Origin of the sequence: Micromonospora sp. NPDC023888, from assembly GCF_040639415.1 — a bacterium.
In the GTDB taxonomy this organism is placed as follows: Bacteria; Actinomycetota; Actinomycetes; order Mycobacteriales; family Micromonosporaceae; genus Micromonospora.
In genome coordinates, this window is the sequence record NZ_JBEZZW010000016.1 from 16,779 (window position 1) to 42,318 (window position 25,540).

Below are 25,540 nucleotides of genomic sequence, written 5' to 3' on the forward strand. Positions count from 1 at the left end.
CGTCCCCGGCTGGTCTGCGCGCACCGGGTCTGACCGGGCGGGACGTCCCCGGCTGGTCGGCGCGCACCGGGGCCGGACCGGCCGGGCGCATCGGAGCACCCGGCCGGTGCCCGGTCAGCGTCGGGCGTCGGCCAACTCGCGGCGTCGGTCGCGCGAGGACTTGATCAGGCTGGCGGCGGTGGCGACGCCCAACGTGCCGATGATCACCAGCAGCGACAGCCAGATCGGGATGTGCGGCGCCCAGCCGACGTGCTCACCACCGTTGATGAACGGCAGGTTGTTGTCGGCCAACGCCTCCAGCACCAGCTTGACCCCGATGAAGCCGAGCACGACGGCCAGGCCGTAGCTCAGGTAGATCAGGCGGTCGAGCAGGCCACCGAGCAGGAAGTAGAGCTGACGAAGGCCCATCAGCGCGAAGACGTTGGCGGTGAAGACCAGGTACGGCTCCTGGGTGATGCCGAAGATCGCCGGGATCGAGTCCAACGCGAAGATCAGGTCGGTGGTGCCGATCGCGATCATCACGATCAGCATCGGGGTGAACAACCGCTTGCCTGTCGCGTGGGTGGTGAGTTTCGCGCCGTCGTACTCCTTGGAGATCGGCAGCGCCTTGCGGCTCCACCGGATCAGCACGTTCTCGGAGAACTCGTCCTCGTCCGGCTCGCCCTGCCGGGCCAGGTTGACCGCGGTGTAGATCAGGAACGCGCCGAAGATGTAGAAGACCCAGGAGAACTGCGAGATCAGCGCCGCACCTGCGGCGATGAACCCGCCGCGCATCACCAGCGCCAGCACTATTCCGACGAGCAGCACCTTCTGCTGGTACTGCCGGGGCACCCCGAAGCGGGCCATGATGATCACGAAGACGAAGAGGTTGTCCACCGAGAGGCTGTACTCGGTGAGCCAACCGGTGTAGAACTGCCCGGCCGGGCTGGCGCCGGCGGTCAACCAGACACCCGCCCCGAAGAGCAGGGCAAGCCCGACGTAGAAGGCGACCCAGAGGCTCGACTCGCGCACACTCGGCTCGTGCGGGCGCCGACCAATGATCAACAGGTCGACGAGCAGGACCGCAGTCAGTGCGACAAGCGTCCCCGCCCACACCAATCCGGACACGTCCAACGTTCATTCCTCCGGCAGACACGCGGCGTCGGGCACACCGTACGCCCCTGCTGGGGCCGGCGTGCCGCTGTCGCTCACTCTGGTGACTGTCGGAGGTCTCTTCCGCCGCCACCCTTCACCGGGGCGACGACCTACGGGGCCGGGTCGGGCGCCGTGGTTTCGACGATCGACCGTGCTGACGACTCCGTTGCGGGGGAATACTCCCCTCCTCGGTGACCATTGTTGCCCACCACGCCCCGTGATCACACCCCGGGCAAGCGGTGTCGCCGAACACCTGCGGCCCGGGAATCCCGTCACACTCGCTGTGACGTCCTAGGAGGCTAGTGTGAGTCGCCGAGCGCACCCCACCCAGGGCCGTCACCGCCCGCCGTGGGACGCTGTCCGACATGGTGCTTGAGGTCGCGCTCATCGACGTACTGCCCGGACACGAGGACGCGTTCGCCGCCGCGTACGTCGAGGGCCACCCCGTGCTCGCCGGGGCGACCGGCTGCCGGTCCGTCCGGATGACCCGGGGAATCGAGTCTCCGACGCGCTTCGTGCTGCTTGTCGAATGGGACTCGGTCGAGGCGCACGAGCAGAACTTCCGGGCCACCGAGCGGTTCGACAGGTGGCGGGCGTTGATCGGGCCACACTTCGCCGGGCCGCCCGTGGTCGAGCACTTCCTCGACGTACCGGCCTGAGCGACTCTGTCGTACCTCGCGGTTACCGTGCTCAGCGCACGCGCCGGCCGCCGGTCCCGACGGGCTCGGGGGCGCCGGGCACGGTGGCCGCGCGGCGTGCCACAGTGCGCGCCGACCGCCCGTTACTCGCCGGCACGACGGGCCAGCGCGGTGATCGTCTCCTCCGGTGACAGCGCGGCCGCCAGCAACGCCTCGGTCATCCGCTCGTAGCGGCCGACATCGAGCACTGTGGCCAACCGGACGTCGGTGGTCAACGCCTCGATCATCACCGTCCGCGGGTCCGCCGGGTCGGGAAAGGCATAGCAGGAGTACGGCGTGAGCGGGTGCAGCCCACCACCGGCCGCCCCACGTGGCAGCAGCCGCACCGTGACATGGGACAGCCCGGTCACGGTGACCAGATGCCGCAACTGCTCACGCCACACCGCCTCCGGCAGCTCACCTGGATCGCAGACGGCCGCGGCGAGCACCGCCGTGTAGCGCGGCGGATAGGCGCGCCGCAACACCTCCTGCCGCAGCGCACGGGCGCGCACCTCGGCCTCCACATCGAGCTCCGGCGTGAACTGCGCGCCCGCCTCCACCAGCACCCGGGTGTACGCGGGTGTCTGGAGCAGCCCCGGCACGACCGTCGGCTGGTACTCGACGATGTCGGCCGCGCCCGCCTCCAACTCGGCGTAGGTGCGCTGCCGTTCGCTCATCTCACCGAGCGTCTTCCACCAACCCCGGCTAGTCGCCGCATCCCGAGCGATCACGATCAGCGCGTCCCGGGCCGGAGTGGGCACCTTGTAGATGTCGAGCAGATCGAGCACGTCGGCGAGGTCCGGACGGCTCTGGCCCAGCTCGATGCGGGACAGCTTCGACGTCGAGGCCCAGCCCAGCCGGTCGCAGACCTGCTCCAGGGTCAGCGCCTCGCGCCGACGTAGCTGGCGCAACTCAGCGCCGAGACGTGCACGTCGAATGACAGGACTCGTTGGCAGCGGCATCCCGGCCTCCCCATCGAGGGAGAGTACGCAGGACGATCACCCAGTGCAATAGCTCGCTCGCTCACCGCAATCAGGTCATTCGGCACGGTCGGCGACCAGACCTCTCCAACGTCGGCTGCGGGGCGCGTGCGAGGCCGAGAAGCGCTCTGCCGGCGGGCCGACTCAGTCGAGGGCTCCGGGCCGCCATGGCAGGCCCGGAGCCGGTCCAACCGGGGGCACAGGGCCGACCAGGGCAGGCTCAGGGTCGGTAGGTGCCGAAGGCCCAGACCTTGCCGGCCAGGTCACGGGCGGCGTAGTCGCGGGAGCCGTAGTCGGTGTCGAACGGCTCCTGGGTGATCTCGGCCCCGGCCGCGCGGGCCTGGGCGCAGTGGGCGTCGACGTCCGACACGGCCACGTACACCGACCAGTCGTCGTGGGCCGGTCTGGACGTCGCGTCGGCCCGACCGCCCAGCATGATCATGCCGGTGTCGAGGACGAGTTCGGCGTGCGCGACCGTACCGTCCGGTGCTTCGTGCACGGCGTGCACCTGGAAACCGAAGGCGGAGCAGAGCCAGTCGATCGCGGCGCGGGGATCGGGGTAACGGAAGACAGGGTAGACGGTTCGCATGTCCACATCCTGCCGCCGGTGGCCTGGTGCTGGATTGGACGAATGTGACCTCGGCGGGTCGTCCCGCGACCGGGCGACGCGTCAGCCGGCCGACGTCGACCGGGCGGCGAGCAGCGCGGCCGGGGTCGCCCCCGCGAACTGGTGAAAGTCCCGGATCAGGTGGGACTGGTCGTAGTAACCGCATCGTGCCGCCACCGCAGCCCAGTCGACGGCCTGCCCCCTGCCGGGTGAGGCCACGCCGCCCGGGTCGGACGGGTCCGCGCCGGCTGCGGACCGGCCGGCGCTGGCCGGCGGTCCGACATCCGGCCCGATCACGGCGTTCGGCCCCACGTCGGTCAGCGCCGCGCACGCCTGCTGGAAGCGCAACAACCGGGCGACCATCTTGGGCGGCAGCCCGATCTCCTGCCGAAACCGGGATGCGAGGTGCCGCCGGCTCCAGCCCAGCTCGTCGGCGAGCACACCGACGCTCTCCTGGCCGCCGCTGGCCACCAGCCACCGCCATGCCCAGTCGAGCCGGGCGTCCACGGGTGGCGACGCCGCCAGGCGGCCGGCGAGCACCCTGTCGAGCAGGGCGAACCGCTCCGGCCAGGTCGCCGCCTCGGCGAGCTGACCACGCAGCCGATCGAGCCAACGGCCCGGGAGCTGCCCAACGCCCACCGCACGATTGGTCAGCTCGCTCAGCGGCAGGCCGAGGAGTCGGCGGGCGGTCAGTGGGGCGAGCAGCAACTCGACGCCCTCCCCCACACCCGTCGTGCGCGTGGTGCACCAGCCGTCGAAGGTGCCGGCCACGAACGAGTCGACCCTGCTGGCCCCGCGCTCCGCGCTGCGCGGGTCGGTCACGTCCAGCGGAGCACCCCAGCCCAGGATCAGCACCACGAAGACGCCCGCCGACTCCCGCCGGACCAGTGGGAGATCCGCCTGTTCCCGGTAGCCGACGTACTGGTCGACGAACGGACGCAGGCTGACCTCGGGCAGCCCGAGGACCATCTCCCCGACCGGTGCCACAGCCGTCACCCTGGCCCACCCTTCGCCCGCCCTGCTCGGCCGCGCCCCCAGCGGGGCGCTGGTCACGCCCGGACGCTTGTCGTCACTTCACGCCGGCGGCGTCCATGCCGCGCAGCTCCTTCTTCAGGTCGGAGACCTCGTCACGGATCCGGGCCGCCAGCTCGAACTGCAGCTCGCGGGCGGCGGCCAGCATCTGGTCGTTGAGCTCCTGAATGAGTTGGGCGAGGTCGGCACGGGCCATCCCCTCCCGCGAGGTGGTCGTGGCGGCGCCCCGGCTCCGGCTGCGGGTCTCCTTGACCGGCGCCTTGCCCCGGGAAAGCTGACGCACCGCGCCGCCGACCCGGGAGTTTTCGGTGTCCTCCGCCTCGCGGTAGATGTCGTCAAGGATGTCGTGGATCTTCTTCCGCAGCGGCTCCGGGCTGATCCCGTGCGCCTCGTTGTGCGCGATCTGCTTGGCCCGACGCCGATCGGTCTCGTCGATCGCCGCCGCCATCGACGGGGTGATCTTGTCGGCGTACATGTGCACCTGACCGGAGACGTTACGGGCGGCCCGTCCGATGGTCTGGATCAGCGACCGGCCACTGCGCAGGAAGCCCTCCTTGTCGGCGTCGAGGATCGCCACCAGCGACACCTCGGGCAGGTCCAGACCTTCGCGGAGCAGGTTGATGCCGACCAGCACGTCGTAGTCGCCCTTGCGCAGCTCGCGCAGCAGCTCCACCCGGCGCAACGTGTCGACCTCGGAGTGCAGGTAGCGCACCCGGATGCCGTTTTCCAGGAGGTAGTCGGACAGGTCCTCGGCCATCTTCTTGGTCAGGGTGGTGACCAGGACCCGTTCGTCGCGATCGGTGCGCAGTTTGATCTCGTGCATCAGGTCGTCGATCTGACCCTTGGTCGGCTTGATCACGACCTCCGGGTCGACCAGACCGGTGGGCCGGATGACCTGCTCGACGAACTCGCCCTGCGCCTGTTCCATCTCCCACGTGCCCGGAGTCGCGGAGAGGAAGACCATCTGGCCGACCCGCTCCAGGAACTCGTCGAAGCGCAGCGGCCGGTTGTCGGCCGCGCTGGGCAACCGGAAACCGTGGTCGATGAGCATCCGCTTACGGGACGCGTCGCCCTCGTACATGCCGCCGATCTGCGGGATGGTCACGTGCGACTCGTCGACCACCGTGAGGAAGTCGTCCGGGAAGTAGTCGAGCAGGCAGTGCGGCGGGCTGCCGGGCAGCCGCCCGTCCATGTGCATCGAGTAGTTCTCGATGCCGGAGCAGAAGCCCACCTGGCGCATCATCTCGATGTCGTAGGTGGTGCGCATGCGCAGCCGCTGCGCCTCCAGCAGCTTGCCCTGCCGCTCCAGCTCGGCCAGCCGCTCGGCCAGCTCCACCTCGATGTCGCGGATCGCCCGCTCCATCCGCTCCGGGCCGGCCGCGTAGTGGGTGGCGGGGAAGATCACCAGTTGGTCGACCTCGCGGACCACGTCGCCGGTCAACGGGTTGAGGTAGTAGAGCTTCTCCACCTCGTCGCCGAACAGCTCGATGCGGACCGCCAGCTCCTCGTACGCCGGGATGATCTCCAGCGTGTCGCCGCGGACCCGGAACGTGCCGCGCTGGAAGGCCATGTCGTTGCGGGTGTACTGGATGTCGACAAGCCGGCGCAGCAGTTGGTCGCGGTCGAGCTCCTGGCCGACCTGCACCTTCACCGCCCGGTCCAGGTATTCCTCCGGGGTGCCCAGGCCGTAGATCGCCGAGACGGTCGCCACCACGATCACGTCGCGTCGGGTGAGCAGCGACATCGTCGCCGAGTGCCGCAGCCGCTCGACCTCCTCGTTGATCGAGGAGTCCTTCTCGATGTAGGTGTCGGTCTGCGGGATGTAGGCCTCGGGCTGGTAGTAGTCGTAGTACGAGACGAAGTATTCGACGGCGTTGTGCGGCAGCAGCTCGCTGAACTCCTTGGCCAACTGCGCGCAGAGCGTCTTGTTCGGGGCGAGCACCAGGGTCGGGCGCTGCAACCGCTCGATCAGCCACGCCGTGGTGGCGCTCTTGCCGGTGCCGGTCGCGCCGAGCAGCACGGTGTTGCGGTCGCCGCGCCGAACGCGGCGCTCAAGATCGTCGATGGCTGCCGGCTGGTCGCCGGCCGGCTGAAACTCACTGACGACCTGGAAGCGGCTGTCGAGCCGGGGAATGTCGAGCGCCATGCCAACAACGGTACGCCGGAGGTCCGACAGGAAAGGCCGTCACGCCAGGTACGTGATCAGCTTCAATATTCCCATTGTGTGGCCCATGTCACCGGGACTACCCTCTCCATGTAGGCCGCTCGCGGCGGCCGACCGGGCCGGTGGCCAGGCCGTCATCACGGCCGGCCGCCCCCGGCACTGCGGTCGCAGCACCCGGCTCGCCCGGCGTGCGCACCCGTGTGGTCGCGCTCGAGGCGCAGACCGGCCGCCGCGAGCGCCCCTGCTCGTCACCCCGGCGCCTCTCCGCCCGTTTCACATCCGTGGACACCTCTGCGACCCCGCCGCCCGACACCACCACCCCCACGGCCGCGCCGGGACCGGACGGCACCGGCCGGCGGGGCACCGCCGCGGCAGGCAGGCCCGGCACCCCGGCCGCCGGACGGCTCGGCACCGGACGGCTCGGCACCGGACGGCACCGCACCGACTCGACCGGCGCCACCGCGGCCCTCCGGTCCACCACGAGCGGGTCCACTATGAGCGGGTCCACCACGAGCGGGTCCACCGCCAGCCGACCCGTCACCGTCCAGGCCACGAGCGACCAGGCCACCACCGTCCAGGCCACCACCGCCCAGGCCACCACCGTCCAGGCCACCAGCGACCAGGCCACCAGCGACCAGGCCACCACCGCCCGACCCACCACCGGTCGCCGAAGCGCCACCAGCCGGGGCTCCGCCAAGACCCCGACGACCACCCGGCCCGACGACACCGCCGACCCGACCGCCGACTCGACCGACGCCGCCGGTCCGGGCCCGGCCAGCCGCCGCCGACGACGACACACCCTGTTGATGTTGCTCGGTCTGACCGCTGTGACGTCCGCGACGGCACTGGTGCTCGGGTTGCTGAGCTGGGCACCCGACCCACCCGAGCCCGCCCGGCCGCTGACGCTCACCGAGGGCGAGCGGCTGGCCGCGCTGCGGGTCACCAACCTGCGGGATCTGCGCGCCGGGGTCCGCGTCACCGCCGGCGTCGACGCGGCCCGGATCGAGCTGGTGGGCTGGGTGGACTGGTCGCGGTCCCTGCTCTACCTCGACGTGGGCGGGCCCGGCGCGGGTACCGAGCGCGGGCTGGTGCAGAGGGCCGGCGCGGTGCTGGTGATCCGGCCCGATCCGACGGCCGTGCCCACCCCCGCCGCACCTCCGCTGGTGCCCCCGACGGATCGGTGGCGGCTGCACGGCCTGACGCCCGGGGCCAGCCTGGCGCCGGTGCTCGACCTGCTCCTCGGCCTCGCGGCCGACCGTCCGGACGCGGCGCCCGGTGAGACCGCGCGCTGGATCGCCCGGGACACCATGGCGGGCGGCCCGGTGGACGTCCTCCAGGCACCGCTGGTCGCCGGAACCCCACCCGAGGGCAGCACGACCGGGGGCCGCAGCACGGCCGGCAGCCCCACGGCACAGGGCCCGGGCGCCGGGTCGACGGGCACCGAGCGGGACGGGCAGACCCGGTACTGGCTCGACCAGGACGCCCGGCTGCACAAGCTCGTCACCCGGCTGCCCGGCGTCGGCCCGGTCACCGTGACTCTGAACCGGGCGGACCGCCCGACCCTCCGGCCGGTGGAGGCCCTCGGCGGCCGGCCCGGCCTGCCCCGCGCGCTTACCGACGCCGAACAGCGTCGACTGGACCGGCTGCCGACCCGGCTACGCGCCCAGGGTGGTGCGGCGGTCACCCTCACCGTGCCGACGGGCACGGACACGAACCTGCGGGGCGCCGGCTGGTTGAGCTGGACCACGCGTACCGCGTACCTCGCGGTTGCCGACCTGGGCGTACCGGATCGCCGGACCCTGCTGCGACGCGACGCCGTCGGCCTGGCGCGGGCGGATCTGCCGGCGGCCGCCGCTGGTGGCGGCACGGCGGAGGCACCGGGCCAGCCGCCCCTGCCGCCTCCGGCCGGCGCCTGGCGGGTCTCCCGATCCGGCGGGGACGACGTGGGCCAGCTCGTCGACGCCGCGGTGGCCGCCGGGTCGGTCGCGCCACGCGGCGCGGCCGTGCGGGTACGCGAGGACGTCACCGCCGGACGGACGGTGGACGTCGTCGAGGTGGGCCCGGCCGCCGCGCGGCTGCGCTACTGGATCGACCGCGACGGGTCGCTACGGCGACTGGAGCTGCACACCAGCGGCAACGTCTGGGCCCAACTGGATCTTCAGCCGGCCGCGGTGCCCCGACTGACCCCGGTGCCCCGACCGGCTGCGAAACCTCGGCCCCCCACCGCTCGGTCCGGTGCCCGTTGAGCGGCGCGCTCAGGGCCGCCAGCCGGTCTGCGCTGCCCACTGCTCGGCCCGCAGGTACTCCTCGTCGAACCACGGGTCGCGGGCCGTGCCGGAGTCGCCGGCGGCCGGCGCCGCGTCGACCAGGTCGCGCTTGAGTTGCAGGTACGCGGCCCGCTGATCCGGGTCGGCACGCAGGTGGTCGCGCATCAGCAACGCGTACCGCCAGCCTGGCGACCCCTCCAGCCGCACGTGCAGGCGAACCGGACGAGCCGGGTCCGCGCTGCCGTGCAGCCGCTTCTCCCACCGACCGCTGCCGGCCGGGCGCGGGTCGTCCCACCACTGCCCCGGCACCCGCGGGAACCCGGCGTTCGCCAGCCGGTCGGCGAGCGCCCCGTCGGCGTCGGCGAGGCTGGACACGGCCACCTGCACGTCGATGACGTCCGGGGCGGCGAGGCCGGGCACCGCGGTCGAGCCGATGTGGTCGATCCGCAGGGCGTCCGAGCCCAGGGCGTGCCGAATCCGGGCGGCCAGCCGCGCGTACTGCTCGGGCCAGCTCGCGTCGGTCCCCACCGGGTCCTGCCCGCCCTGCGGGACCACCCGCCGCTGACGCAGGTTCTCCTCGTAGGGCCGCAGCCGTTGCCGCCAGAGCGCGTCGACGGCATCGTGCAACGCCGCCAGGCTCGCGTCGTTGCCGAGCACCACGTCGGCGGCCGCCCGGCGACGGGCGTCGTCGGTCTGGGCGGCGATCCGCCGCTCGGCCTCCGCGCGGTCCATCCCCCGGTCGCGCACCAGCCGCTCGAGTCGGGTCGTCATGGCCGTCTGCACCACGATCACCAGGTGGTACGTGGGCGCGAGACCCACCTCGACCAGCAGCGGTACGTCGTTGACGACTATCGCGTCGGGTGGTGCCGCGGCGGCCAACTCCGCGGTGCGGGCCCGGACCCGAGGGTGGGTGATCGACTCCAACCGTCGGCGTGCGGCCGGGTCGGTGAACACCACAGCGCCCAGCGCGGCACGGTCAAGCGCGCCATCGGCGTCCAGCACCGCGGCGGAGAAGGCGGCGACGATCTCGGCCAGCCCTTCGCTGCCCGGTGCGACGACCTCCCGGGCCACCCGGTCGGCGTCGATGAGCACCGCACCCCGCTCGACGAGCCGCGCCGCCACCGCGCTCTTGCCCGACCCGATCCCGCCGGTCAACCCCACCCTCAGCACGCGACCAGTCAACCGGATCACCAGCCCTGCCGCCAAACCCGCCACGACCAGGTTCCGCGGGCCCAGCAGCGCAGCCACCAGCCGGCCCGCTGACCCCCGGCAGCCCGACAGCCCGCGGCCCGGCAGCCCGGCAGCCCGGCAGCCCGACGGCCCGACGGCCCGGCAGCCCGACGGCCCGGCGGCCCGGATGGGCCCGGCGGCCCTGTTGCAGGGTCGAGCACGATCTGGTGAGCGGCAGCGGCTGCCCGGGTACGACGAAGGCCCCGCCCCCGACGATCCGGAGATCGCGGGGACGGGGCCCGTCGTCGTTCAGTCGTTCAGCGGGTCACTTACCGCCGGCGAGCTTCTCCCGCAGCGCGGCGAGCGCCTCGTCGGTGGCCAGGGTGCCGGCCGGCTCCTCGGCCTGCCGGCTCGGGGCCGGGCTGGACGAGGAGGTGGTGCCACCGCCGCCACCGGCAGCGGCCGGGACGACCGGAGTCGGGTTGGCAGCAGCCTCGGCGTCGGCAGCCCGAGAGGTCTGCACCTGCTTGGTGTGGGCCTCCCAGCGCAGACGAGCCTCGGCGTACTGGTTCTCCCAGGTCTCGCGCTGCTTGTCGTACCCCTCGAGCCACTCGCCCGTCTCGGGGTCGAAGCCCTCCGGGTAGATGTAGTTGCCCTCGGTGTCGTACGTCGCGGCCATGCCGTAGAGGGTCGGGTCGAAGTGCTCCTCGCCCTCGACGAAGCCCTCGTTGGCCTGCTTGAGCGACAGCGAGATCCGGCGGCGCTCCAGGTCGATGTCGATGACCTTGACCATGACCTCGGAGCCGACTTGGACGACCTGCTCCGGGATCTCCACGTGGCGCTCGGCCAGCTCGGAGATGTGGACCAGACCCTCGATGCCGTCGTCCACCCGGACGAACGCACCGAACGGCACCAGCTTGGTGACCTTACCCGGCACGATCTGCTGGATCGCGTGGGTGCGGGCGAACTGGCGCCACGGGTCTTCCTGGGTCGCCTTCAGCGACAGCGAGACGCGCTCGCGGTCCAGGTCGACGTCCAGGACCTCGACCTCGACCTCCTGGCCGACCTCGACAACCTCGGACGGGTGGTCGATGTGCTTCCAGGACAGCTCGGAGACGTGCACCAGACCGTCGACGCCGCCAAGGTCGACGAAGGCGCCGAAGTTGACGATCGAGGACACGACGCCCTTGCGGACCTGGCCCTTCTGCAGCTTGTTGAGGAACTCGGTGCGCACCTCGGACTGCGTCTGCTCCAGCCAGGCCCGGCGGGACAGAACCACGTTGTTGCGGTTCTTGTCCAGCTCGATGATCTTGGCCTCGAGCTCCCGCCCGACGTACGGCTGCAGGTCGCGCACACGACGCATCTCGACCAGGGACGCGGGCAGGAAGCCGCGCAGCCCGATGTCGAGGATGAGGCCGCCCTTGACCACCTCGATGACCGAACCGCGGACGACGCCGTCCTCGTCCTTGATCTTCTCGATCGTGCCCCAGGCCCGCTCGTACTGCGCCCGCTTCTTGGAGAGGATCAGACGACCCTCCTTGTCCTCCTTCTGGAGGACCAGGGCCTCGATGTGGTCGCCAACCGTCACAACCTCGGCGGGGTCCACGTCGTGCTTGATCGACAACTCCCGAGAGGGGATGACACCCTCGGTCTTGTAGCCGATGTCGAGCAGGACCTCGTCCCGATCGACCTTGACGACGGTGCCTTCGACAATGTCGCCGTCGTTGAAGTACTTGATGGTCTCGTCGATCGCGGCGAGGAATGCCTCCTCGGAACCGAGATCGTCGTGGGTGACCCGGGTGGCGCTCGAGGGGGCCTCGATGCTGCTCGTCATGTGGGCGGTTGCTCCGGTCGGTGGGTTGTCACAGCAGGCTGGTGTCGCAGTGACCTGTTCGCGCCAGCGGATCCGTCGCCGGGCACACCGAACGATCGCCTAGTGAGATCATGATGTGGCTCCGTCGACCGCGCACCTGCTCCCTGCCGAGGCAACGCGATCCGCGAGCGCATCGTCTAGCCTACCGTGCGCATTACCACAGCGTGCAAGCCCTCCCGGCTTCTCTCCGTGCGGTGACCTGCGAAAGACGAACAATCGCCCGGAAAACACCCCTGCTGTCTCGTGCGTCACAGCGGCCCCAGCGGTCACCGTGTCGGCCGCGCTGTGATCGACTCGGTCTCCCGGAAGTCGGCGCGTCCCAACGCCGCGGAGACCGCGATTTCACGGAAACCGAGTCGATCGAGCGGCACGGCGCGAGGAGTCGCGCAGATCTTGGACGCGCCGCCGCGCCCAACGGGTGGGTGGGGCCTAGCGTGAGCGCGTGGATGACGACAGCCGGGTTACCCGGCGCCGGGTGGGTGACGCCGAGGCCCGGCGGGCCAACCGCGGCTGGTGGGACACCGACGCCGACGACTACCAGGCTGAGCACGGCGCGTTCCTCGGCGACGTGGACTTCGTCTGGTGCCCGGAGGGCCTGCGCGAGGCCGACGTTCGACTCCTCGGCGACCTGCCCGGCCGACGAGTGCTGGAGGTCGGCTGCGGCGCGGCCGCCGCCGCCCGCTGGCTGGCCACCCAGGGCGCCCGGCCGGTCGCCTTCGACCTGTCCGCCGGAATGTTGCGGCACGCCGCCCAGGCCGCCGACCGCACCGGGGTACGCGTACCGCTGGTGCAGGCCGACGCGCTCGCCCTGCCGTTCGCCGACCGGTCGTTCGACGTCGCCTGCACCGCCTTCGGCGCCATCCCGTTCGTGGACGACTCGGCGGCCCTGCACGCCGAGGTGCACCGGGTGCTGCGCCCGGGCGGGCGGTGGGTGTTCTCGGTGACCCACCCGATGCGATGGATCTTCCTCGACGACCCAGGCGAGGGCGGGCTGACCGCCGTGCACTCGTATTTCGACCGTTCCCCCTACGTGGAACAGGACGAGGCCGGCGTCGCCACCTACGTCGAGCAGCACCGCACCCTCGGCGACCGGATCCGGGAACTGGTCGGCGCGGGGTTCCGGCTGCTGGACCTGGTGGAGCCCGAATGGCCGGAGGGGCACGAGGGCCTCTGGGGGCAGTGGAGCCCGTTGCGCGGTCGACTCTTCCCCGGCACCGCCATCTTCGTCACCGAGAAGCCCGCGGAGTGAGCGCGTCGCACCCGTAGTCCGACCTGCATCGCATCGACCGCCGGTAGGCTCGTCCCATGAGCGCCGAGCCCATCCCGACATCACCTGGCCCCTGGTGTCCGGATCCGATGCGGCAGCAGCGTGCCGACTACACGCTGGAGGACCTGCTCACCCTGCCGGACGACGCCCCCCGCGTCGAACTCGTCGACGGAGTAATCCAGGTGACACCCTCCCCCACCCTGGGCCATCAGGACATCTCGTTACTGCTTGCGCACTGGCTGCTGCAACACGTGCCGGCCGACCTTCGGGTCGTCCAGGCCGTCGGAGTCGGGCTGAGTTCCAACACCAGCCGACAGCCGGACGTCCTGCTGCGGCGGGCCGGCGTGGCTCCCTCCCGATCCTCGCTGAGTCCGGCGGACGTCGTCCTCGCCGTGGAGATCGTCTCGCCCGGTACGCGGCGGATCGACCGGTTCGCGAAGCCCGGCGAGTACGCCGCCGCGGGCATCCCGTTCTACTGGCGCATCGAGCAGGACCCGGTGCACATCTACGCGTACCGGATCGGCGACCGGGTGGGACCCGGTGGTGAACGGCAGTACGAACTGGTCGCCGACGGCGCCGACGTGATCGAGCTGGCCGAGCCGTTCGACATCAAGCTCCCGATCGCCGAGATCACCCCGTAGCGCCTCCCCGGACCGGCCGTTTCGCCGCGCCGGTGTCGGGTAGCCGAGGAGCATGGCCGAGCAGGATGACCTGAAGTATCGGGTCCCCAGTGACGGTACGGGCCGCGACGCGGCCCACCGACCCGAGGCGCTGCGTCATGAGCAGAGGTAACGAAGGCCGGGACACCTATCGGGAGTTCACCGAGGCGGTGAACATGAAGCCCGGTGAGCTGTCCACGTGGCTGGATACCGACGAGTCGAAGCAGGTCGGCTGGCACAAGGGCGGCCGCGCCGGCGGCGGCGAGTCCGTCGGACACGAATCCGGTCGGAAGATCATCAACCTGCTGCGTCGCAAACGGGGCGACCTGTCCGAGAGCGACTACAAGCACATGCGCAAGGTGGTCGGCTACGTACGCCGCCACATGGCGCAGCGCCCCTCCGGCGACGTCCGCGACACCAGGTGGCGCTGGTCCCTGATGAACTGGGGCCACGACCCGACGAAGTAACCAGCTCGCACCACGCCGATTCCGGGAAAGATCCGCGCACCTTCCCTGATGTTGCTGTGCCCAGCGCGCGGGAGGCAGCAACATCCCTGATGTTGTGCGGATCTTTCCCGCCCCTCGGAACTCCCCAACCGCGGCCTGCAAGCAGGTCAGTGATCGGCGCTGTTCCAGTCGCGGCCTTCGCCGACCGACACCTCCAACGGCACCGACAGTGGGTACGCCCCGCCCATCTCGTGGCGGACCAACGCCTCCAGCGCCTCCCGCTCACCGGGGGCCACCTCGAAGACCAACTCGTCGTGCACCTGCAACAGCATCCGCGAGCGCAGCCCGGCCTCGCCGAGCGCGGTGTCGACGTGCAGCATCGCCACCTTGATGATGTCGGCGGCGGAGCCCTGGATCGGGGCGTTGAGGGCCATCCGCTCGGCGATGTCGCGGCGCTGCCGGTTGTCGCTGACCAGGTCGGGCAGGTAGCGACGGCGACCCAGGATGGTGGAGGTGTAGCCGTCCTGGCGGGCCCGGGCGACGACCTGGTGCAGGTAGTCGCGCACTCCGCCGAAACCGGCGAAGTAGTTTTCCATCAGCCCGCGCGCCTCCTCGGTGTTGATCCCGAGCTGCTGGGACAGACCGAAGGCGCTCAACCCGTACGCCAGGCCGTAGTTCATCGCCTTGATCTTGCGGCGTTGGTCGGGGGTGACCTCGTCGAGCGGCACCCCGAAGACCGACGAGGCGGTCGCGGCGTGGAAGTCGGCGCCGGAGTTGAACGCGTCGATAAGCGCGTCGTCCGAGGACAGGTGCGCCATGATCCGCATTTCGATCTGGCTGTAGTCGGCCGTGAGCAGGCACTCGTAGCCCTCCCCCACCACGAAGGCCCGACGGATCCGCCGGCCCTCCTCGGTGCGGATCGGGATGTTCTGCAGGTTGGGCTCGGTGGAGGAGAGCCGCCCGGTGGCCGCCACCGTCTGGTTGAAGGTGGTGTGGATCCGGCCGTCGTCGGAGACCGACTTGAGCAGCCCGTCCACTGTCGACTTGAGCTTGGCCACGTCCCGGTGGCGCAGCAGGTGGGCCAGCACCGGGTGCGGCTGCTGTGCGTAGAGCCACTGCAGCGCGTCGGCGTCGGTGGTGTAACCGGTCTTGATCTTCTTGGTCTTCGGCAGGCCCAGCTCGGTGAAGAGGATCTCCTGCAACTGCTTGGGCGAGCCGAGGTTGAACTCGCGCCCCACCGCCTCGTACGCGCCCTGCGCGGCGGCCTTCACCTCGGCGGCGAAGTGCGCCTCCAACTCGGACAGATAGTGCGTGTCGGCGGCGATGCCGGTGCTCTCCATGCCGGCCAGCACCCGCATCAACGGCAGCTCGACCCCGGCCATCAGCCGGGCGGACTGCTCGCCGTCGCGGGACAACTCGGCGTCGATCGCGTCGGCCAGGTCGAGGGTGGCCCGAGCCTGGAGCATCAGGTTCTGCTCGGCCACGCCTTCGTCGCCGAGCCCGTCGAGGGTGAGCTGACCGGACTCCGGGACGTCCACCCGCAGCTCGCGGTGCAGGTAACGCAGCGCCAGGTCGGTCAGGTCGTAGGACCGCTGGTCGGGGCGGGCCAGGTACGCGGCGATCTGGGTGTCGCGGACGATGCCGGCGAGCTGCCAGCCGTGCGCGGCGCAGGCCAGCACGGCCGGCTTGCTGTCGTGCAGCACCTTGGGCCGTTGCGCGTCGGCCAACCAGCCGGCCAGGGCGCCCTCGTCGGTGGCGTCGAGCCCGGTGGGGTCGACCCAGGCCGCCGCGCCGCCGGCGGTGGCCAGCGCCAGACCGGTGATCGAGGCGGTGTGCCGGCGGTTGGGGCCGGTGTCGAGCTTGACCGCCAACCCGACCGGGGTGCCGGTCGGCACGTGCGTGCCCAGCCAGCCGGCGAGCGCGCCGGGCTCGGTGAGCACCTCGCCGGTGAGGTCGAAGCCCGACTCGGCCTCCGGCTCGACCGCCTCCAGGTACTGGTAGAGGCGGTCGCGCAGGATGCGGAATTCGAGCGTGTCGAAGACCTGGTGCACCGCCTCCCGGTCCCAACCGGTCCACCGGGCGTCCTCCGGGCGCAGCGGCAGCTCCAGATCGGAGACCAGGCAGTTGATCTCGTAGTTGCGGATCACGTCGGCGAGGCGTTCCCGCAGGCTGTCGCCGGCCTTGCCCTTGATCTCGTCGGCGCGGGCGATGACGCCCTCCACGCCCCCGTACGTGGTGATCCACTTGGCGGCGGTCTTCGGGCCGACGCCGGGGATGCCGGGCAGGTTGTCACTTGTCTCGCCGACGAGCGCGGCCAGGTCCCGGTACTGCTGGGGACCGACGCCGTACTTCGCCTCGATCGCCGCCGGGTCCATCCGGGCCAGGTCGGAGACGCCCTTGCGCGGGTAGAGGACGGTGATCTGGTCGTCGACGAGTTGGAACGCGTCACGGTCGCCGCTGCTGATCAGCACCGTCATGCCCTGGTCACGGGCCTGGCAGGCGAGCGTGGCGATGACGTCGTCGGCCTCGAAGCCCTCTTTTTCCACCACCGGGATCTGGAGTGCGGCCAGGACCTCCTTGACCAGGCTGACCTGGCCCTTGAAGTCGGTGGGGGTCTCGCTGCGGCCGGCCTTGTACTCCGCGTACTTGTCGGTGCGGAAGGAGCGGCGGGAGACGTCGAAGGCCACCACGATGTGGGTGGGCTGCTCGTCGCGCAGCACGTTGATCAGCATCGAGGTGAAGCCGTACACCGCGTTGGTCGGCTGACCCGTCGTGGTGGAGAAGTTTTCCACAGGCAGGGCGAAGAACGCCCGGTATGCCATGGAATGTCCGTCGACGAGGAGCAGGCGCGGCGTCGTAGCTGTCACGGCAGCGACTCTAGCCCGTCGCACCGACATCCCTGGCCGGCGGCACCGGGTGACCCGGCCCGGAAACGGCCACCGACCGGAACGCCGGCGGCCGGCCACCCCGTCCAGGGATGACCGGCCGCCGCTCGGATGGCTCAGGCCACGCCGAGGTACGCCTCCTTGACCGACGGATCGTGCAGGAGGTCCTGACCGGACCCCTCCTTCACGATCTGACCGGTCTCCAGCACGTAGCCGCGGTGGGCCCGCGACAACGCCTGCTGGGCGTTCTGCTCCACCAGCAGGATCGTCATGCCCTGCTCGTTGATCTCCGTGATGATGTCGAAGATCTGCCGGATCACCAACGGGGCCAGGCCCATCGACGGCTCGTCGAGCAGCAGCAGCTTCGGTCGGCTCATCAGCGCCCGCCCGACCGCGAGCATCTGCTGCTCGCCGCCGGACAGGGTGCCACCGGCCTGCTTGCGTCGCTCGGCCAGCCGCGGGAAGAGGGTCAGCACCCGGTCCAGGTCGGCGGCGATGCCGGCGGAGTCCCGCCGGGTGTACGCCCCCATGTCCAGGTTTTCCAGCACCGTCATGCCCGGGAAGATCTGCCGGCCCTCCGGCGACTGGCACAGCCCCCGGACCACCCGCAGGTCGGCTCGGAGCTTCGTGATGTCCTCGCCGTTGAACGTGATCTTCCCGCTGGCGAGCGACCGGGTCCCGGAGATGGCCCGCATGGTGGTGGTCTTACCGGCGCCGTTCGCGCCGATCAGGGCCACCACCTCACCCTCGTTCACCGTGAGGTTGATCCCGTGCAGCGCCTCGATCCGGCCGTACGCGACGGCGACGTTCTCCAGCTCAAGCAGCGTCATCGGCGGGCTCCCCCAGGTACGCGGCGATCACCTTCGGATCGCGGCTGACCTCCGCGGGCGCACCCTCGGCGATCTTGCGGCCGAACTCCAGCACCACGATCCGGTCGGTGACTCCCATGACCAGCCGCATGTCGTGCTCGATGAGCAGGACGGTCAGGCCCATGTCACGGATCTGCCGGATCAGGGCGAGCAGTTCCTCCTTCTCCGCCGGGTTGAAGCCGGCGGCCGGCTCGTCCAGGCAGATCAGCTTCGGCTCGGTGGCCAGCGCTCGGGCGATCTCCAGTCGGCGCTGGTAGCCGTACGGCAGGTTGCGCGCCTCGTCGTTGGCCCGATCGGCGATCCCGACGAAACGCAGCAGCTCGAGCGCCTTGGACTCGGCGGCCCGCTCCTCGAGGATGTGCCGGGACAGACCGAAGATCTTCGCGGCCGACAGGCGCACCTGCTGCCAGGTCCGGACGATCCCCGACTCGGCGGTGACCTGCGGCAGTTCCTCCGGCTTCGGTCGCACCCGGTAGAGCCGGAACAGCGCCCCGGGCACGCTCGTCTTGTGCCGCGAGTCGGTGCCGACCATCACGTTCTCGAGCGCGGTCATCTCCGGGAACAACCGGATGTTCTGGAACGTCCGGGAGATGCCCAACTGGCTGATCTGGTGCGGCTTGCGGCCGGTCACCCGCTGGCCGCGGAACCGGACCGCCCCCGAGGTCGGCTTGTAGACCCCCGTCATCACGTTGAAGCTGGTGGTCTTGCCGGCGCCGTTCGGCCCGATGAGGCCGAGGATCTCGCCCTCGTAGATCTGGAAATTGATTTTGTCGAGGGCGACCACCCCGCCGAAGCGGAGCGTGACGTCGTCGACTTCGAGCAGCACCGTTCGAGGCCCCGGCTGAGTCGGGATCTTCGGCGTCGCGGTGCTGGTGGTCTGGTCAGACATGAGCGGGCGCCTCCTCTGCCTCTGCCGCGCGGTCCTTCAACTCGCGGGCACGCCGCCGACTCGGGACCAGGCCCTGCGGACGCAGGATCATCACCAGGACCATGGCCAGGCCGAAGACCAGCCACCGGTAGTCGGCGAAGTCGCGGAACCGCTCCGGCAGGTACGCCAGCAGCACCGCGCCGAGCGAGACGCCGATCATGTTGCCGGATCCGCCGACCACGACCATCGCGACGAACAGGATGGACAGGTTCGCGTTGAACTGGGTCGGGTCGATGAACGCGTTCCGGCTGCCGAACAGGAAGCCGGACAGACCGCCGAGCGCCGCACCGATGGCGAACGCCCAGAGCTTGAACTTGAACGGGTACACGCCCATCACCGCGGCGGCGTCCTCGTCCTCCCGAACGGCCAACCAGGCCCGGCCCACCCGGCTGTGCTCCAGTCGACGGACCAGGAACACCATGAGCAGGACGAAGGTGATCGCCAACCAGTACCAGGGCTTCGCGTCGATCAGACCGAAGACCTTGTTGTCCGGCGACGGCGCGCCCTCCGGGCCGGGGATGGCCGAGATGCCGACCGGGCCGTTGGTCAGCCCGGTGGCGTTGCGGGCCACGATCCGGATGATCTCACCGAAGCCGAGCGTCACGATGGCCAGGTAGTCACCGCGCAGCCGAAGCGTGGGCCAGCCCAGCAGCACCCCGGAGATCATCGTCAGCACGATCGCGATGAACAGGCAGATCGCCCAGGTCACCGCCCAGGTCGGCGGCAGGTTGAATTCCTGCTGGATCCACTTGACCACCGGCGAGTTCACCGAGCCGAACAGCGCCACGCTGTACGCCCCGATGGCGAAGAAGCCGATGTAGCCGAGGTCGAGCAGGCCGGCGAGGCCGACCACCACGTTCAGGCCGATCGCGACGAGCACGTAGATGGCGCAGATGAAGAGCACACCGGCCCAGTTGTTGCCGCCCTGGATCGAGTCGGTACGCAACCAGGTCAGGCCCGGAATCCCGAGAAGTGGCAGGTAGTAGAGGATCGCCACGAAGGCGGCCAGGCCGAGGGCCTGCTGCCACTTCGTGAGCGCCCGCCAGCGGTCGCCGACCGAGGTCAGCAGGCCGACCCGGCGGCGGTCTGCGGAGCGGATCTTGTCGATCATGCGCGGGCCCTCCCGAGCGACTCACCCAACAGGCCGGTGGGCCGGAACATCAGCACCACGATCAGCACCACGAAGGCGATGACGTCCTCCCAGTTGGAGGCGAAGAGCGTGGCGCCGTACACCTCGACGACGCCGAGGAAGAGGCCACCCAGCAGCGCGCCGCGCAGGTTGCCGATGCCGCCCAGAACCGCTGCGGTGAACGCCTTGAGGCCCAGCACGAAGCCGATGCTGTTCTGGGTGAAGCCGAACCGCATGCTCCACAACAACGCGGCGGCGCCGGCCATGATGCCACCCAGCACGAAGATCAGCATGATCACGCGTTCCTGGTTGACGCCCATCAGCGCGGCGGTCTCCGGGTTCTGGGCCACCGCCCGCACACCCCGGCCGTACCGGGTGCGGTTGATGAACCAGTCCAGCAGGGCCATCATCGCCACCGCGGCGACGAAGACGATCAGCTGGATGTTGGTGATCCCCGTGTTGCCGATGGTGAACAGGGTCTCCTGCTGGATGATCGTCGGCATCCCGACGATCTGCCGGGGTCGGCCGAACACATCCGGCAGCGCGCCGCCGAGCAGCTTGGGCAGCACCTGCCCGAAGAGCTCCACGAAGACCAGCGACAGACCGATCGCGGTGATCAGGAAGATCAGCGGCGGCGCGTTCTTCCGCCGCAGCGGCCGGTACGCGACCCGCTCCAGCGCGAGAGCCGTACCGCCCGAGGCGACCGCCGCGACGATCAGACCGAGCACCAGGAACAGGATCGCCTGGCCGACAGGTGGGTTATTTTCGACCCCGAGCTGGTTCCAGAGGATCAGTACCGCGAAGGTACCGACCATGAACACCTCGGAGTGCGCAAAGTTGATCAGGCGAAGGACGCCGTAGACGAGGGTGTAGCCGAGGGCGATCAGGGCATAGATGGCGCCCTTGGACAGGCCATCGACCGTGTGCTGGCCGAGATGGCCGATCAGTTCATCGAAATGCACCGGGGGTCTCCTTGAATCGAGTGCGGCCGGGGTGAGACACCCCGGCCGCACTCCATTTCGTGGGCGTCAGCTGAGCTTGAGCTCCTGCAGCGCTTCGATGGCCTCGCCCTTGATCTGGTAGGCCCAGATGACGACCTTCGTCGGGTCGACGTCACCCTTGGAGTCGAACTTGATGTACTTCGACACACCCTGCTTGTCGTACGACTTCACGAACGCCAGGATGTCGGCCCGGGTCTTCTTGCCGGCCTTGAAGGCGTCCAGGAAGATCGTCGCGCCGTCGAAGCCCTCGGCACCGTAGGAGCCCGGCGGGATGCCGTACTTCTTCTGGTAGTCGGCCGAGAAGGTGCCGCCGGCCTTGTCAGCCGGGAGGCACGGGCAGGTGATGATCGCGCCCTCGGCACCGCCGGAGGCACCCTTCGGGAACGCCGGGTCGTAGAGACCGTCCGGACCGACGAACTTGGCCTGGACACCGGCGGCACGCATCTGCTTCACCAGCGGAGCGGCCTCACGGGTGTATCCGCCGTAGAACACGAAGTCCGCCTGGGCGGCCTTGATCTTGGAGATGGTGGCGTCGAACTGCGCCTGCCGCTCCTGGATCTTGTCCTTGTTCACGATCAGCGGGCCGAGCTGCTTGCCCAGCTCGTCGGTGATGCCGGCGCCGTACGCGCTGGCGTCATCGATCAGGAAGACCTTCTGCGCGTTCTGCGTCTTCAGGTAGCTCGCCACCGCGCCGGCCTGCGTGCCGTCGTTGCCGACCACCCGGTAGAAGGACGTGTTGCCCTTCTGGGTCAGGTCCGTCCGGGTCGCCGATGGGCTGACCATCGCCAGGCCGGCGGCCTGGTAGATCGGCATCGTCGCGTCCGACTCACCGGAGAAGTGACCACCGATGACACCGAGGAACGAGTTGTCCCCCGCGATCTGGTTCGCGAACGGGGTCGCCACCGCGGGGTCACCCTGGGTGTCGAACCGCTGCATGGTGACCTTGCAGTTCGGGTTCGCCGCGTTGAACTGCTCCAGGGCGAGCTCCGCGCCGTTGAGCGACGGGATCACCAGACCAGCGTTGTCACCCGTGAACGCGCCGAAGATCGCGATCTTGCCACCGCAGTCACCGGACGCGGCCTTATCGTCGCCGCCACCGGAATCCTGGCAACCAGCCGCGACCACCAGGGTCGCGGCGAGCGCAACCGCACCCAGCGCCCGTACATAGCTTCGCCTCACGGCTTCCTGACCTCCTCCAGATGCGGACGCGACTGACCCGTTGCGACGGCGACAGCAGCAGACCGCAATTCCACCCACCCCGCAGGGACTCCCCCTGCGTTACGGCTCGTGATGGCGGAGCGTACCGACACGACATACCGTCCCGGAAGGCCTGAGGGCTGGGTCTGCGAAACCGTTACGAAGACGTGGGCAATCATGTCGATGCGCGTCACAGGTGAATCCGTCAGTTGGTCCTTAAGTCCGCGTCCGGGCGGAGTCCGCCCGCGCTCACGACGGCCCCCACCACCCGGGAAAACCCCGGCTGAACAGCGAAAACAGCTCAACATGTGGGAGCCGGGGTGACAGCTCGGGTCACCGTCGGCTTTCAGACTCCCGGGCCGGCGGCCCACCACAGCCCGGCCCGCGTGCCGTCGTCCGCCGCGAACCACCACCGGTCACCCACCGCCACCAGCGTCACGTCCCGGTCGACGCCCGCCGGCACATCGAGCGGCATCGCGACCTCCCGCCACGACCCACCCCGGTCCGTCGACACCCAGACCGAATGCCGCGCCCCGTCGGTCACCGCCGCGAACAGCCGATCCCCGGACGACACGAGCGACGCCACACCCAGCACCCCGGCACCGGCCCGCCGCGCGAACGTCCCGGCGGCCACCCAGCCCGCCGCCTCCTGCCGCCACGCGCCGAAGGTCGCCCCGCGCAGCCCGACCGCCACCGGCACCCCGCCGACGAGCGTCACCCGCTGCATCTCCTCGTACTCCGACCCGCCCGGCAACACCGTGCGCCGCCACGAGCGCCCGTCCGGCGACGACCACACCGCCGGGTCACGGTCGATCCGCCCGGCCGGCAGCAGACCACCCACCGCCAGCCAACCCGGCGACGTCGCCACCGCGTCGAACGCCCAGGTCACCCCCGCCGGGTCGCTGGCCAGCTCCGGCGCACCCTCGACCAGGCTGAACTCCGCCGCGTCCGGGGACGACACCCAGGACGCCGCACCCGCCGAACGGTTACCGACGATCAACCAGCCCGGCGCGCCGGCGGTCAGTCGGGAGACGTTCACCGCCGTCGGCCCGCCGTACGTCTCGAACGGCGCCTGCACCTCGACGAGCGCGCCATCGGCCACCTGCCGCCACGTGCTCACCCGCGGATAGCCGTGCGCGCCGCCGACCTTGGCGCCGATGAGCGCCGCCTTCCCGTCCCGGCAGGCCACCGACAGGAACACGTTCTGCCGCCCGTAGAAGGAATCCGGGCGCACCTGCTGCACGGTCCAGGTCGCACCGTCCACGCTGGTCCACGCCGCGGGCCGGGTGCCGCCCTGGGCGTCGAGCACGCCACCGACCAGGAACCACCGACCCGCGCACGACGTCGCGTCGCGGACCAGCAGACGGCCCGCAGCACCGGGCGGCGCCGGCAGCGACAGGGGTTGCCAATCCGGCCGCAGCGCCGGCGCGGCAGCCGGCGTCGACTCGCCGCCACTGGGCTTGCCGGGCCCGTCGCACGCGGCAAGCAGCAACGCGAGGAGGCCGAACACCGCGATCACCCGTCGAACCGACACCGGCCGATGCTAACCACCGGCGGCCGCGCGCGGTGGCCCGCCGCGGCCTGGTTCGCGCAGGTCGGGGACTCAGACAGTCGGCTGCTGCGACACCTCGCCGCCGGCGGTCTCCGCGAGGATCCGCTCGGCGACCTCTTTCATGGTCATTCGATGGTCCATCGCCGTGCGCTGGATCCACTTGAACGCCTGCGGCTCGGTCATCCCGTACGTGGTCATCAACGCGCCCTTGGCGCGCTCGACGGCCTTGCGGATCTCCAGGCGGTCGGTCAGGCTCGCGACCTCGGCCTCCAGGGCCGCGACCTCGGAGTAGCGCGACAGCGCGATCTCCACGGCCGGGACCAGGTCGCTCTTCTGGAAGGGCTTCACGAGGTACGCCATCGCGCCCGCCGCCCGCGCCCGCTCGACCAGGTCACGCTGGCTGAACGCGGTCAGGATGATCACCGGAGCGATCCGGGCGCCGGCGATCCGCTCGGCGGCGGCCAGCCCATCCATGATCGGCATCTTGATGTCGAGGATGACCAGATCGGGCTTCAGCTCCTCGGCGAGGCGGACGGCTGTCTCACCGTCGCCGGCCTCCCCCACCACCTCGTAGCCCTCTTCGACAAGCATCTCGGCGAGGTCCAGCCGGATCAGCGCCTCGTCCTCGGCGATCAGTACGCGCCTGCGCTCGGCATCCGTCGGCATCTCAGCCACCAGCCACTCCCACCATCGATCACTGCACGGCTACCACCCATGCTCCCGCATGAGAGTAGTCGGGTACAGTAAGCGCCACCCGCCGGGATGGTGGAACGGCATACACGGAAGTCTCAAACACTTCTGCCCGAAAGGGCTTGCGGGTTCGAATCCCGCTCCCGGCACTCTGTCATACACGTGTTCGATGATGCGGGCGTGCACTCACCGCAGATGCGGGCCCAGGCCCGCGCTCTCCGCGCTCGCGGCCACACCATCCACGCCGTGGCCCGCACCCTCTCCCTGCCCTACGCCACGGTCCGGCACTGGTGCGTCGACCGGCCCGCACCGGCGAAGCCGGGCTCGGAGCCACAGTGCTTCCGCTGCCGGCCGGATGTCGAGAATCCGACCGACCCCGCCGCGTACGCCTACCTGCTCGGCCGCTACCTGGGCGGCGGTCAGTTGACGGTCGCACCGCAGGTGCCGGTGCTTCGGATCGCAAGCCGTCCACCTCTCGCCGACGCCTGCGAGGTGGCGATGCGCGCGGTGCTCCCCGCGCGGGTGCGGAGGCTTGCCCAGCAGGGCCGCGTCTCGGTCGAGAGCAGTGGCCGGCACTGGCCGTGCCTGCTCCCCCAGCACGGGCCCGACCAGCGGCACCACCGCCCGATCATCCTCACCGAGTGGCAGCGATCGATGCTGGAGCGCCACCCCGGCGACCTCCTGCGCGGGCTGTTCCACTCCGCCGGCCGCCGGTCCGCCAACCGGGTGACCGTGCGCGGCAGGGCGTACGTCTATCCGCGTTACCTGTTCGGCAACGAGTCGACAGACGTCATGCGGCTGTGCCAGTGGAGCCTCGACCTGCTGGGCGTCGCCTGGCGGATGAGCCGGCACGACTCGCTCTCGGTGGCGCGGCGGGGCGCTGTCGCCGAGTTGGACCGGCACGTGGGCCCGCGGTCCTGATCGCCTGTCGCGCGGATCACGTCGATCGTGGGAGGCTGACTGGCGCGCGGGCGGATGGCCGTTTGCCGGGTCGACGACAGAGGTGGAGACCG

20 protein-coding genes, 1 tRNA gene and 1 pseudogene are annotated in these 25,540 nt (G+C 70.5%); 7 read left to right on the top strand and 15 right to left on the bottom strand.

Going from position 1 to position 25,540, the window contains the following annotated elements; all coding sequences use genetic code 11:
• Positions 1-114: 114 nt before the first annotated feature.
• On the bottom strand, positions 115-1,113 hold the full coding sequence (locus tag AB0F61_RS16565) for a TerC family protein (RefSeq protein WP_357809913.1): 999 nt from the start codon (positions 1,111-1,113) through the stop codon (positions 115-117).
• A 386-nt stretch (positions 1,114-1,499) separates the two neighbouring features.
• Between AB0F61_RS16565 and AB0F61_RS16570 the strand changes: the two genes are divergently transcribed.
• A complete protein-coding gene (locus AB0F61_RS16570) occupies positions 1,500-1,793 on the top strand; it encodes an antibiotic biosynthesis monooxygenase family protein (RefSeq protein ID WP_357809916.1) in 294 nt (97 codons plus the stop codon).
• A 122-nt stretch (positions 1,794-1,915) separates the two neighbouring features.
• On the opposite strand, the gene AB0F61_RS16575 is transcribed toward AB0F61_RS16570, so the two are convergent.
• From AB0F61_RS16575 to uvrB, 4 genes are all read right to left on the bottom strand, one after another.
• Entirely contained in the window at positions 1,916-2,773 is an 858-nt protein-coding gene (locus tag AB0F61_RS16575) for a helix-turn-helix transcriptional regulator (protein ID WP_357809919.1), read from the bottom strand.
• Between the two features lie 238 nt (positions 2,774-3,011).
• Positions 3,012-3,380 carry a VOC family protein gene (locus tag AB0F61_RS16580; protein ID WP_357809922.1) on the bottom strand — a complete coding sequence of 123 codons (369 nt, stop codon included), beginning with the start codon at positions 3,378-3,380 and terminating at the stop codon, positions 3,012-3,014.
• Positions 3,381-3,461: 81 nt separating this feature from the next.
• The gene (locus AB0F61_RS16585; protein ID WP_357809925.1) at positions 3,462-4,394 is read right to left on the bottom strand and encodes a helix-turn-helix domain-containing protein; all 933 of its coding nucleotides are present in this window, start codon (positions 4,392-4,394) and stop codon (positions 3,462-3,464) included.
• Positions 4,395-4,467: 73 nt separating this feature from the next.
• Positions 4,468-6,576: an excinuclease ABC subunit UvrB gene (gene uvrB / locus AB0F61_RS16590; RefSeq protein ID WP_357809928.1), complete on the bottom strand. Its 2,109-nt coding sequence runs from the start codon at positions 6,574-6,576 to the stop codon at positions 4,468-4,470.
• A gap of 299 nt (positions 6,577-6,875) precedes the next feature.
• On the opposite strand from uvrB, the gene AB0F61_RS16595 reads away from it, so the two are divergent.
• Positions 6,876-8,840: a hypothetical protein gene (locus AB0F61_RS16595; protein ID WP_357809930.1), complete on the top strand. Its 1,965-nt coding sequence runs from the start codon at positions 6,876-6,878 to the stop codon at positions 8,838-8,840.
• Positions 8,841-8,849: 9 nt separating this feature from the next.
• Here AB0F61_RS16595 and coaE read toward each other — a convergent pair whose 3' ends face one another.
• Positions 8,850-10,031, bottom strand: coding sequence for a dephospho-CoA kinase (gene coaE / locus AB0F61_RS16600; RefSeq protein ID WP_357809933.1), 1,182 nt, complete (start codon positions 10,029-10,031; stop codon positions 8,850-8,852).
• Positions 10,032-10,356: 325 nt separating this feature from the next.
• On the bottom strand, positions 10,357-11,865 hold the full coding sequence (gene rpsA / locus AB0F61_RS16605) for a 30S ribosomal protein S1 (protein ID WP_030337999.1): 1,509 nt from the start codon (positions 11,863-11,865) through the stop codon (positions 10,357-10,359).
• A gap of 481 nt (positions 11,866-12,346) precedes the next feature.
• Here rpsA and AB0F61_RS16610 point away from each other — a divergent pair, with 481 nt between their 5' ends.
• The 3 genes and pseudogenes from AB0F61_RS16610 to AB0F61_RS16620 form a co-directional block, all read left to right on the top strand.
• Positions 12,347-13,153 carry a class I SAM-dependent methyltransferase gene (locus AB0F61_RS16610; protein WP_357809936.1) on the top strand — a complete coding sequence of 269 codons (807 nt, stop codon included), beginning with the start codon at positions 12,347-12,349 and terminating at the stop codon, positions 13,151-13,153.
• A 56-nt stretch (positions 13,154-13,209) separates the two neighbouring features.
• Positions 13,210-13,812, top strand: a complete 603-nt coding sequence (locus tag AB0F61_RS16615) for a Uma2 family endonuclease (RefSeq protein WP_357809938.1) — start codon at positions 13,210-13,212, stop codon at positions 13,810-13,812.
• Positions 13,813-13,949: 137 nt separating this feature from the next.
• Positions 13,950-14,294: pseudogene (locus AB0F61_RS16620) on the top strand (DUF3140 domain-containing protein); the annotation flags it as partial.
• 149 nt (positions 14,295-14,443) lie between these two features.
• On the opposite strand, the gene polA reads toward AB0F61_RS16620, so the two are convergent.
• From polA to AB0F61_RS16660, 8 genes are all read right to left on the bottom strand, one after another.
• Positions 14,444-17,143 carry a DNA polymerase I gene (gene polA, locus AB0F61_RS16625; RefSeq protein WP_357809941.1) on the bottom strand — a complete coding sequence of 900 codons (2,700 nt, stop codon included), beginning with the start codon at positions 17,141-17,143 and terminating at the stop codon, positions 14,444-14,446.
• Between the two features lie 134 nt (positions 17,144-17,277).
• On the bottom strand, positions 17,278-17,991 hold the full coding sequence (locus AB0F61_RS16630) for an ABC transporter ATP-binding protein (protein ID WP_357809944.1): 714 nt from the start codon (positions 17,989-17,991) through the stop codon (positions 17,278-17,280).
• Complete coding sequence (locus AB0F61_RS16635) at positions 17,978-18,919, bottom strand: ABC transporter ATP-binding protein (protein ID WP_357809948.1); 942 nt, start codon at positions 18,917-18,919, stop codon at positions 17,978-17,980. Before AB0F61_RS16635 ends, AB0F61_RS16630 begins: the two co-directional genes overlap by 14 nt.
• Positions 18,912-20,069, bottom strand: a complete 1,158-nt coding sequence (locus tag AB0F61_RS16640; protein WP_357809951.1) for a branched-chain amino acid ABC transporter permease — start codon at positions 20,067-20,069, stop codon at positions 18,912-18,914. The genes AB0F61_RS16635 and AB0F61_RS16640 overlap by 8 nt, the downstream gene beginning before the upstream one ends.
• A complete protein-coding gene (locus AB0F61_RS16645) occupies positions 20,066-21,049 on the bottom strand; it encodes a branched-chain amino acid ABC transporter permease (protein ID WP_357809954.1) in 984 nt (327 codons plus the stop codon). Before AB0F61_RS16645 ends, AB0F61_RS16640 begins: the two co-directional genes overlap by 4 nt.
• 66 nt (positions 21,050-21,115) lie before the next feature.
• Positions 21,116-22,267 (bottom strand): branched-chain amino acid ABC transporter substrate-binding protein, encoded by a 1,152-nt coding sequence (locus AB0F61_RS16650; protein ID WP_357809958.1) that lies wholly within the window; start codon positions 22,265-22,267, stop codon positions 21,116-21,118.
• Positions 22,268-22,631: 364 nt separating this feature from the next.
• Entirely contained in the window at positions 22,632-23,819 is a 1,188-nt protein-coding gene (locus AB0F61_RS16655; RefSeq protein ID WP_357809961.1) for a hypothetical protein, read from the bottom strand.
• A 69-nt stretch (positions 23,820-23,888) separates the two neighbouring features.
• Positions 23,889-24,512 (bottom strand): response regulator, encoded by a 624-nt coding sequence (locus AB0F61_RS16660; protein WP_088991522.1) that lies wholly within the window; start codon positions 24,510-24,512, stop codon positions 23,889-23,891.
• A gap of 81 nt (positions 24,513-24,593) precedes the next feature.
• Between AB0F61_RS16660 and AB0F61_RS16665 the strand changes: the two genes are divergently transcribed.
• Both AB0F61_RS16665 and AB0F61_RS16670 read left to right on the top strand, forming a co-directional pair.
• Positions 24,594-24,676, top strand: a tRNA-Leu gene (locus AB0F61_RS16665).
• A gap of 31 nt (positions 24,677-24,707) precedes the next feature.
• Positions 24,708-25,448 carry a transcriptional regulator gene (locus AB0F61_RS16670; RefSeq protein WP_357809965.1) on the top strand — a complete coding sequence of 247 codons (741 nt, stop codon included), beginning with the start codon at positions 24,708-24,710 and terminating at the stop codon, positions 25,446-25,448.
• The last annotated feature ends 92 nt before the right edge of the window (positions 25,449-25,540 follow it).